The following is a 9698-nucleotide window of genomic DNA, read 5'->3' on the forward strand; positions in this document are numbered from 1 at the left end:
TTCGCCAGCTGCTACAGATCATTATCCGGCGCCTCACGAAACCGTTGTGCAAGGCAATCCGCAAACGGATAGAACGAAAACCAGGGCCTGGCTTCGTCGATCACCCGCAGGAATGACGGTCGCTGTATCAACCGGTCGAAATAGGCGCTCAGGTGCTGGTAGTCGTCGGGGAACGGCACCAGTGTGCAGGCATAGAACAGCGCCGGGGCGGCGGCACAATCGGCCAGGCTGAAGTCCGGGCTGGCCACCCAGATTCTGGACGCCATACGTCGCTCGAGCATGCTGTACGCCGTCGCAAGCGTGGCCCGTTCTCTGGTCAAATCACCGTTGGTCGCGTGTAGCCGATCACTGACAATCTGTTGGACCGGCGTTTGTAGATAATTGTCGAAAAACCGGTCCCATAACCGCACCTCCAACGCGGTCTCCCAATCATCCGGAACCAGGCGCTGTGCACCTGGATACAGGCGATCCAGGTACTCGATGATGATGCTGGACTCAGGTAGATCACACTGGCGAGCAGGGTCGCGAAGTACCGGAAACTTTCCGATTGGCCACAATGCCTGAAGTTCTGCACGGTCGGCAGCATCCGTGAGATCGATGATTCTTCTATCGAACTCGATGCCGTTTTCGTAGAGCGCGATGAGTACTTTGTGGCAGTACGACGCCAGCGGATGGTAGTAAAGCGTCAGCGACATTTTTCAGCTCCTTGTCAGGCAGATGAAAAGGGTGGGGCAATCTACAAGCATAGGCTGATGCCAGCGGAGCGTCTGGGCAGCCACTTTCAAGCGTGCGAGCTTGCACACGGAAGAATTCCTGCTTAACTGGAAACCGCTGGTCGGGTTGTGACTCATTGGTCATGGCGTTCATCTCAGCGCCCTTGTACCGTTGTCGCTGGTTTGTGCTGTCAGGCTTGCCCGGAGGAAGCCGGATAGTCGACCACGCTGTGTGCCTGGTCCAATTTGTTCAAGGAATAGAATGAAATGATGCCGAAAACTGCCATCGTCGAGATTGGTAAGAAGTACAAGGTTTATACCGAGCACTATCTCAACGCCGCTGCTGACAAGACGATCATTCTGGTCAATGGCTCGCTGGCAACGACCGCATCCTTTGCGCAAACGGTGCGTTACCTGCGGCCACGATTCAATGTGGTCCTCTACGATCAGCCCTACGCCGGTCAATCGAAACAACACAACCTGCATGGCCAACCGATCCGCAAGGAAGAGGAGGCCGCGATCCTGCTGGAATTGATCGAGCACTTTCACGCGCAGCATGTGCTGTCCTTTTCCTGGGGCGGGGCTGCGACCTTGCTGGCACTGGCTCAGCGGCCGCGGCTGATCGAAAAGGCGGTGATCAGTTCATTCGCCGCGCGGATCAACACGCCGATGCGCGAGTATCTGGAGAGCGGCCGGCACTTTCTCCAGCTGTGTGATCGTCGCAATGTCGGGCGGTTGATCAACAGCACGATCGGCAAGCACCTGCCGTCGTTGTTCAAGCGTTTCAATGAGCGCCATGTCAGCAGCCTGGACGAACACGAATACAAGCAGATGCATTTTCACGTCAATGAGGTGCTGACCCAGGACACTCACTGCTACGTGTCCTGTGCCGATGCCATCGAAGTCCCGCTGCTGTTTATCAACGGTGAATGGGATGAGTACACCTCGGTGGCAGACGCCCGTCTGTTTGCGGCGCATACCCGCAAGGCTCAGTTTCAGACCATCGAGAACACCGGGCACTTCCTCGACATGGAACACCCCACGGCCTGGCATGACACGCAGCGGGCCTTGCTGGGCTTTCTGCAGCCGCCAGCCGTGAGGACGCCGAGCCAGCCACGCAACCTGGCTTTCAGCGGCAAATCGTCAGTGATTCCACCCCTGCAATCAGCTAACTGGCTGCGGCCGTAACTGACGCAGCAACTCGATCTGATCCGCAGGGACCAGCGTGCGCAGGGCTTTATACAGTGCGCGGGTCTCTAGCAGGTTCCAGACCCGCAGCATGGTTTCCAGGGCGTCCAATGGCTTGCTGATGAAGTCTTTGGCGCCCAGGGCCAGCGCACGCAGTCGGGTATCGCGGGTGGCGTCGGCGGTGAGCACGAGGATCGGCAGGTATTCGCCGGTCGGGATGCGTCGGTTGAGCTGTTCGAGTACAGCAAAGCCGTCGAACTCCGGCATGTGCAGGTCGAGAATGACCAGATCTGGCTCGAAGCTATTGAACAGGTCCAGGGTTCGTAGCGGCTGGGTGCTGCTCAGTACATTGGTCAGCCCTTCGCGGACAAGCAACTGCTCCATCAAATCGAGGTTGGGTCGTTGGTCGTCGATGATCAGAATGCGCAGGTCGGTGTTCACACGGGCTCCGGTAGGTGCTGGTCAAGATGGGCGAGGAATGAAGGAATGTGAATCGGTTTGGTCAGCACCGCGGTCGCTCCTGCTTCCAGCAAGGCCTGGTGAGTGAGGTCGCTGGCATCGGCGGTGATCATCAGCACGGGTGTGGCGCGGGTACTGGATGACAGACGCAAGCGCTGCAAAACGTTGAAACCATCAAGATCCGGTAGCGCCACATCCAGCAAAATCAGCTGCGGTGCATGTTGCCGGGCCAGGTCCAGGCCCATTTGCCCCTGCATGCTTGAGAGCAACTGGATGTGTGGCCGTCGCTGCAGCAGGGTTTCGATCAGGGCCAGGCTCGACAGATTGTCTTCGATGCACAGCACTTTGCCCTGGTAATCGGGGGCGGCGAGGGCGGGCGTTGCCGTTGGCGGGCTGATCAGCGCCGCTGGTGGTTCAGTGGTTGACTGCAAGCGTTCGAAGGGCAGCTCCAGGGTGAAACTGGAGCCGTTGCCGGGCTGGCTTTTGACGGTCAGGCTGCCGTTCATCATTTCCAGCAGACTCTTGCTCAACGCCAGGCCCAAACCGGTGCCTTCCACGTTCGGGTCGGTCTCCAGGCGCTCGAACGGCTTGAACAGTTGGTCCTGCCGATCTGCAGCAATGCCCTTGCCGGTGTCGCAGACCGATACCGCAATTCGTTGTTGATGAACCCTGACCTCAATGTGCACCTGACCCTGGGGCCGGTTGTATTTGATCGCGTTGGACAACAGGTTCAGCAGCACCTGAACCAGCCGTTGCCGATCGGCGACGATCCCGCTGTCGGCGGCCAGCATCGGCAGTTCGACCAGTTGAATGCCGGCGTCGCAGGCCATGGGCGAAACCAGCGTCAGGGCTTCTTGCAGCACCACCGCCAGGGGTACGGCTTCAACATTGAGTGGCAGGCGCCCGGCTTCGATCTTGGCGATGTCCAGCACTTCGTTGATCAGGGTCAGCAGGTGTTGCCCGGCCCGCAGGATGTGACCGATCTGCGCCCGCTGCCCTTTGGGCGAGTCCATGTCCAGCAGTTGCGCGAAGCCGAGAATCGAGTTGAGCGGGGTACGCAGTTCGTGGCTCATGCGCGACAGAAACTCGCTTTTAGCGCGGCTGGCGCGCTCCGCTTCTTCCCGTGCGGTACTCAGCGCGATCTCGGCGGCACGGCGATCGGTGATGTCGCGGGTGATCTTGGAGAACCCGCGCAGGGCGCCACTGCTGTCGTATTGCGCGGTGATCACCACACTGGCCCAGAAGCGGCTGCCATCCTTGCGGCAACGCCAGGCTTCTTCCATGTAATGACCATTGCGCGTGGCTTCGCGCAGCGCCATGTCGGGATGCTGCGGACATTCTTGTGGCAGATAAAACACCGAGAAATGCTGGCCGACGATCTCCTGTTCGGTGTAGCCCTTGATTCGTTCAGCGCCGGCATTCCAACTGGTGACGAAGCCTCGTGTGTCGAGGGCGAAAATGCCGTAGTCCTTCACCCCGTCAATGATCAGCCGCAGGCGTTCTTCGTTGTCGCGCAAGGCCCGTTCACGTTCGGCCAGCAACAGCCCGGCCTCGACCAGGCGCGTGCCCAATTGACCGATCTCATCGTTCTCCGGCGGTTGCGGCAACAACGGCTGACCGAGTGCCAGCCGTTGGGCGTTGCCCTGAACCTGCTGCACCCGGGCGACGATGCCTTTGGACAGAAACAGCACCGCGACAATGGCGCCGAACAGCCCGCAAACGGCGGCCAGCAAGGTGGAGAACAACAGGCGCTGTCGAGTGGAGGCCGCCGCTGCGGTGCGCTCGGCCAGCAGGGTGTCCTCAAGGGTGCGCATGGCGCTGATGCGTTCGCGTAATTCGTCGAGGACATGTTTGTTGTTGATCAGGATCGTGGTGATCGACTCTGGGGTTGCGTTGCGATCATCGAGCAGTTCAACCAGACCTTCGACCTTGGTGTCGATCAGCGGCGTGATCGCCTCCAGATGTTTACGCACCCGCTGATCGCGAACGTTGCGGTCGAGCCGCTGCAGGGCCGACTCGATCAAGGGCTTGGCCTGTCGGTAACCCGGGAGGAAATCCTCGCGATGGGTCAGCAGATAGCCGCGCACGCTGGCGGCGGCCTCGGCGAGCAGGGTGTGCACCGCCTGAATATCGCCTTGCACCAGCAGCACGCGGCGCACGTCTTCTTCCGCGCGCGCGGTCTGCCGTTCGGTGGTGTAGATCAGCACCAGCGAGAGCAACAGAATCACCAGCGGCAGGGAAATCACCACGAGGGCTTTGCCGCGTAACGGCAGATCGGCCCAGCGGCGGGCGTTTGAAGCTTTCATGACTGGGTCACCAGGCCCAGCGCAATGCCACGCACAGCGGCCTGGGTGCGGTCAGCGGCGCCGAGTTTGCCGATGACCCGCTCCACGTGGGCTTTGGCCGTGCCGGTGGTGATGCCGAGTTTTTCGCCGATTTCACGATTGCTCATGCCGCTGGCCACCAACCCCAGCACCTGGCGTTCCCGTGGGGTCAGGGTGACGGGGGCGCCGCCGCTGGCGTTGCGCTCGGTCAGACGGCGCAGCAACTGCGCGCTGACTGAACTGTTGAGGGCTTGCTCGCCGGCGGCGACACGTTGCAACGCATCGATCACTTCGTGGCGGCTGGCATCCTTGAGCAGATAGCCCACGGCGCCGGCGTTCATGGCGGCCTCAAGGTGATCGGGGCTGTCGTCCATGGTGAACATCATCACTTTCAGGCTCGGCAGGCGCTCTTGAAGCAGACGTGCCGCGCCCAGCCCGTTGAGCACCGGCATGCGGATGTCGAGAATCACGATGTCGGGCAAAAGACGTTCACATAAATCCAGTGCTTCCTGGCCATTGCACGCTTGGCCGACCACTTCGAATTGCGTCAGGCCGGCGAGCAACGAGACGAAGCCGGTGCGCGTGACTTCATGATCGTCCGCGACCACCAGTCGTATAGCGTCAGTCATTGAGGGGTTCCATTCAGGCCAGAGGGGACGGTGGCGCGCAGTTGCGTTCCGCCGTGCGCATGGCTGAGGCACGAGAACTCACCGCCCAGCAGGCTCGCGCGTTCCTGCATCGCGGCAAGCCCCAGGTGCCGGGCGCCGCAGGTGTCGAGGGGTTGTTCCATGGCAAACCCCTGGCCGTTGTCGTCCACTCGCAGCGAGGCTTGTCCATCGTGCAGTTCCAGCGCCAGCACAACGTGGCTGGCCTGCGCATGTTTGAGAATATTGTTGATGCCTTCCTGGGCAATCCTGAACAGGGCGATTTCCACCTGGCTGGGCAAACGTGCTTCGCAACGCGCATTCCAGTTCACTTTGATCCCCGCTTCGCGCAGACGATCGGCCTCTTTGTCGACCGCCTTCAGCAACCCGAAATCGTCGAGTACCGTCGGGCGCAGGCCACGGATCAATTGCCGGCCTTCTCCGACGCAATGCTGGGCCAGTGCAAGAATCGTTTGTAAGTCCGCACCGAGTTCGTCGGGCAATGGCGGGCAGCGACCGGCAAAACCTTGCAGGCGCTGATGCAGCCCGGCGAGGGTTTGTGCCAGGCCGTCGTGCAGGTCGTAGGCCATGCGTTTACGTTCGTCTTCCTGTGCCCGGAACAGCCTGTGGACCAGATCGGACATGGTGCGCTCGCGGGTCACCAATGCGTCGAGCAAGCGCTGGTTTTCCAGGTGCGCGGCCAGCAGGGTGGCGAGCAATTGCAGGGATTCGAGATCTTCGGTGTCCGGTGCGCTGATGCTGACGCTGTTGGCCAGTACCAACGCACCGAAGGCGGCGCCATCGCCACCGAGTAAAGGCACCCGAAACACATTGGGCAGATCCGCGCTTGGCTGTTCCTGCCATTGCGGTGCGCACATCGCGGTATCGGCGAGGCGTTCCAGGCTGTGCAAGCGATCACGGCTGCCGTGACTGGCGGTAATCCTGACCTGCGCATCCGCGTCCCATTCCAGCAGCAGTGCGTGGTCCATCGCCAGGAAGGCGCAGGCCCGTTGCAACACCCGTTGGCGCATGGCCTCGGGATCCAGTTGCGTCAGTTCCTGGCCGGTATCCACCAGCAGTCGCAGCCGCGCGGCGCGACTTTGCGATTGCCGATACTGGGTACGAATGGCCAGGGCGCTACCGGGGTCATGATCAGGGTTTTGCATGGGCAGGTTCCGGCGCAGGCACGCCCGTTCGGGCAGGGGCGTCATTAAACCTTGTTAACAGGGCAGGGCGCTATCTGCCGAATGGCATAGGCAAATGGCTCCGGTTGGCCGATGGCGGGCCGCGTTCCGGGCGGCACAGTGTGCCCATCGACCATCATTGGAATAGCGCAATGAAATTCAAGACCTCAACCATCGCCCTGTTGTTCGCCCTGACCGCCCCGTTGGCTCAGGCATTGGAAGCGGTGCCTTACGTTTACAGTAGCGTGGCGCAGCAACCCACCAACGTGAAGGATCGTGAAATCGCCGCCCTGTTTGACCAATGGAACAGCGCGTTGAAGAGCGGCAATGTTCAGAGCGTGGTCGACCTGTATGCGCCGAATGCGGTGCTGCAACCAACGGTTTCCAATCAGGTGCGCACCACGCCGGCACAGATCAAGGACTACTTCGATCACTTCATGGCGCTCAAGCCGGTAGGCCAGATCAACTTCCGTGAGATCCGCCCATTGGGCGCCAACGTGGCCATGGACAGTGGCGTCTACACCTTTACGTTGACCGAAGCCGATGGCAAGACCCGTCAGGTGCAGGCGCGCTACACCTTCGTTTATGAGCAGGTGGGTGGTCAGTGGAAGATTCTCAACCACCACTCTTCGGCGATGCCGCAAACGCAGGTGTTGCACGCCGGGAAATAAACAGAGGATGTGCCAGACCGACACGGCCCACTTTCAAGTGGGCCGTGTGCGTTGTGCTCAGTTCAACGCCTGGTCGTCCACAGGCTGCTGCCCGCGGGCCTGTGCGGCGCGTTGCAAGCGGCTGGCGATCAAGGTGTTCTTCAGCAGATAAGCAATGGTCATCGGCCCGACGCCACCGGGCACCGGCGTGATCGCACGGGCGACAGTACGGGCACTGGCGTAGTCGACATCGCCCACCAGACGCTCGCCGGACTCGTCGGCGATGCGGTTGATGCCGACATCGATCACCACCGCGCCGGGTTTGAGCCAACTGGCGTCGATCAACCCCGGCCGACCCACCGCCGCGACCACGATATCCGCCAACCGGCACAATGCCGGGGCATCGACGCTGCGCGAATGCACAACGCTGACCGAACAGTCGGCCTGCAACAGCAAGGTCGCCATCGGTTTGCCGACAATGTTCGAACGGCCGATGACCACCGCGTGCAAGCCGCTCAAGTCAGCACCGCAAGTTTCGTGCAACAGACGCATGCAGCCGCTGGGCGTGCACGGGGTCAGAACCTCAATGCCTTGCACCAGCCCGCCGACGTTTTCCCGATGAAAACCGTCCACGTCCTTGATCGGGTCGATGGCATGAATCACCGCCTGCTCATCAATAGAGGCGGGCAAGGGCAGTTGCACCAGGATGCCGTTCACCGCGGGATCGGCATTGAGTTGTGCAATCAGTTCCAGGACCTGGGCCTGGCTGGCGGTTTCCGGCAAGCGGTATTCAAGGGAGCGGATACCGACTTCCTTGGCGCGCAGCAGTTTATTGCGCACATACACATGGCTGGCCGGGTCGTCGCCGACCAACAAGACCGCCAGAGCGGGGTAGATCTGTTGGCCGGCGAGGGCCAGAACTTCTTCCCGGACCTCGTCGAGGACCTTGGCAGAGATGGCTTTGCCGTCGATATCGCGGGCAAATGCAGGGGTGCTGCTGATCAAAAGTGTCACCGTTGTCTTGATTGAATGGGGGTGAAGTGATCATCGCGGCGTCTTCGCGCGCCGATGACCCATCAGAGACATGCAGGCAAGGGTGCTCAGGCTATCAGGTGAGGGCAGGCGAACGCCACCGGAACACCGGTGATCAGACAGGCAGGGATTGAGCCTCTCAATGCATCTTGCTGTGATCATGCATGCCGAGCGCCCGAGCCTCGGCGTCAACCTTGATCGTCTCTTTTTCGCCCTTGGCGTTTTCCACGGTCAGGGTCAGGGGCACTTTGTCGCCTTCCTTAACCTGGGCCGTCAAATCCATCAACATGATGTGATAGCCATGGGGATCGAAGCTTACCGGTTTGCCGGCCGGCAGCGCGACGGACTCGACCTGGCTCATGCTCATCACATCGTCTTTCATGCTGGATTGGTGAATTTGCACGGTGTTCGCTACCGGCGACTGCACGCTGAGCAGTTTGCTATCGCTGTCGGCCTGCAGGGTCATGAAGGCACCGGTCGAATGCTGGCCAGCCACCGTCGCGCGGACCCAGGCGTCGTTGACCTGGGTTTGAGCGGACACCTGCCAGGCCATGCCAATCAGGGAAAGGCCCAGGGCCAGTTGTTTGATACCCAGCTGTTTAATACGTGGTGCGCAAATCGAAGTCATCAGCAGACCTCCATGACGGTGAGCAGGTCTTCTGCACACTCTTTAGCGGTAAGGGACGCGGACAGCCCCAGGCGCAAATTGCCTCGGGAATCGAAAACGAAGCTGGTCGCGGTGTGGGAGAGGGTATAGGTCGAACCGCTCGGGATCTTTTCATAGAACACACCGAACTCCTTGGCGGTGGCGGCGGTTTCTTCCAGCGTACCGTACAGCGCCTCGAAACTCGGATCGAAGGCCTTGACGTAGGCGTCGAGCATTTGCGGCTTATCGCGCTCGGGGTCCAGGGTGATGAAGATCACTTGCAGGCGTTCGCCATCGCGACCCATCAGTTTTTTCGCCTGTGCCGCACGGGCCAGCGTCGTCGGGCAGACCGCCGGACATTGGGTAAAACCGAAAAAAACCATCGGCATCAGGCCCCGATAGCTGGTCAGCATCCGGGATTCGCCCTGGGCGTCCTTGAGCTTGAACGTACGCCCCATGATCTTGTCACTGAGGTCCTTGCCGTACTTGAACGACAGCTTGCTGCTGTCATCGCAGCCAGCGAGCAGGCCGAGGCTCAGCAGGCTCATGCCGCGCAGGACCGTGCGACGGGTATACAACGTACTCATGAACAAAAGCATCCTGTGTAGCGATCGGGGATCTACAGTGGCTGATCAATCAGACGAAAAAAAGCGCAAGGATGTTAACAAACTGTTGCCCAGTGGCGCTTAATCGATGGCCCGCCGGCATGCGCCAAAAGGTCGCGGCCTCGATATACGTAAAAATACAAATACTCGATGCTGCTGAAGGCAATGCTTGCCCGAATGCCGGAAAGTTAAGCAGCGACGCGCTCTTCGTAGCAGCTGCCGAAGGCTGCGTTCGCTGTAGCAGCTGTCGAGC

General features: G+C 60.5%; 11 protein-coding genes. 2 read left to right on the forward strand and 9 right to left on the reverse strand.

All coding sequences use genetic code 11. The annotated features are described in order from the left end of the window. Positions 1-11 precede the first annotated feature (11 nt). Complete coding sequence (locus PMI21_RS02515; RefSeq protein WP_007941574.1) at positions 12-695, reverse strand: glutathione S-transferase family protein; 684 nt, start codon at positions 693-695, stop codon at positions 12-14. Positions 696-980: 285 nt separating this feature from the next. Between PMI21_RS02515 and PMI21_RS02510 the strand changes: the two genes are divergently transcribed. Next, entirely contained in the window at positions 981-1901 is a 921-nt protein-coding gene (locus tag PMI21_RS02510; protein WP_007941575.1) for an alpha/beta fold hydrolase, read from the forward strand. On the opposite strand, the gene PMI21_RS02505 is transcribed toward PMI21_RS02510, so the two are convergent. From PMI21_RS02505 to PMI21_RS02490, 4 genes are read right to left on the reverse strand one after another with little or no spacing between them, the layout of a single operon-like run. Continuing rightward, entirely contained in the window at positions 1878-2342 is a 465-nt protein-coding gene (locus PMI21_RS02505; protein ID WP_007941576.1) for a response regulator, read from the reverse strand. The genes PMI21_RS02510 and PMI21_RS02505 overlap by 24 nt on opposite strands. Continuing rightward, positions 2339-4666, reverse strand: coding sequence for an ATP-binding protein (locus PMI21_RS02500; RefSeq protein ID WP_007941577.1), 2328 nt, complete (start codon positions 4664-4666; stop codon positions 2339-2341). The genes PMI21_RS02505 and PMI21_RS02500 overlap by 4 nt, the downstream gene beginning before the upstream one ends. Beyond that, positions 4663-5313, reverse strand: coding sequence for a response regulator (locus PMI21_RS02495; RefSeq protein ID WP_007941578.1), 651 nt, complete (start codon positions 5311-5313; stop codon positions 4663-4665). The genes PMI21_RS02500 and PMI21_RS02495 overlap by 4 nt, the downstream gene beginning before the upstream one ends. Continuing rightward, entirely contained in the window at positions 5310-6494 is a 1185-nt protein-coding gene (locus PMI21_RS02490; RefSeq protein ID WP_007941579.1) for a sensor histidine kinase, read from the reverse strand. The genes PMI21_RS02495 and PMI21_RS02490 overlap by 4 nt, the downstream gene beginning before the upstream one ends. 170 nt (positions 6495-6664) lie before the next feature. Here PMI21_RS02490 and PMI21_RS02485 point away from each other — a divergent pair, with 170 nt between their 5' ends. Beyond that, positions 6665-7183: an SgcJ/EcaC family oxidoreductase gene (locus PMI21_RS02485; RefSeq protein ID WP_007941580.1), complete on the forward strand. Its 519-nt coding sequence runs from the start codon at positions 6665-6667 to the stop codon at positions 7181-7183. A 57-nt stretch (positions 7184-7240) separates the two neighbouring features. Here the strand turns inward: PMI21_RS02485 and PMI21_RS02480 are convergent, their stop codons facing one another. The 4 genes from PMI21_RS02480 to PMI21_RS29970 form a co-directional block, all read right to left on the reverse strand. After that, positions 7241-8167, reverse strand: coding sequence for a bifunctional 5,10-methylenetetrahydrofolate dehydrogenase/5,10-methenyltetrahydrofolate cyclohydrolase (locus PMI21_RS02480; protein WP_033064243.1), 927 nt, complete (start codon positions 8165-8167; stop codon positions 7241-7243). Between the two features lie 166 nt (positions 8168-8333). Further along, positions 8334-8822: a copper chaperone PCu(A)C gene (locus tag PMI21_RS02475; RefSeq protein ID WP_007941583.1), complete on the reverse strand. Its 489-nt coding sequence runs from the start codon at positions 8820-8822 to the stop codon at positions 8334-8336. Next, positions 8822-9427, reverse strand: a complete 606-nt coding sequence (locus PMI21_RS02470) for an SCO family protein (RefSeq protein WP_007941584.1) — start codon at positions 9425-9427, stop codon at positions 8822-8824. The genes PMI21_RS02475 and PMI21_RS02470 overlap by 1 nt, the downstream gene beginning before the upstream one ends. Before the next feature lie 49 nt (positions 9428-9476). Then, positions 9477-9698, reverse strand: a 222-nt coding sequence (locus PMI21_RS29970) for a hypothetical protein (RefSeq protein ID WP_238541243.1), incomplete at its 5' end; no start/stop codon positions are given.

This window comes from Pseudomonas sp. GM18 (assembly GCF_000282195.1).
Taxonomy (GTDB): domain Bacteria; phylum Pseudomonadota; class Gammaproteobacteria; order Pseudomonadales; family Pseudomonadaceae; genus Aquipseudomonas.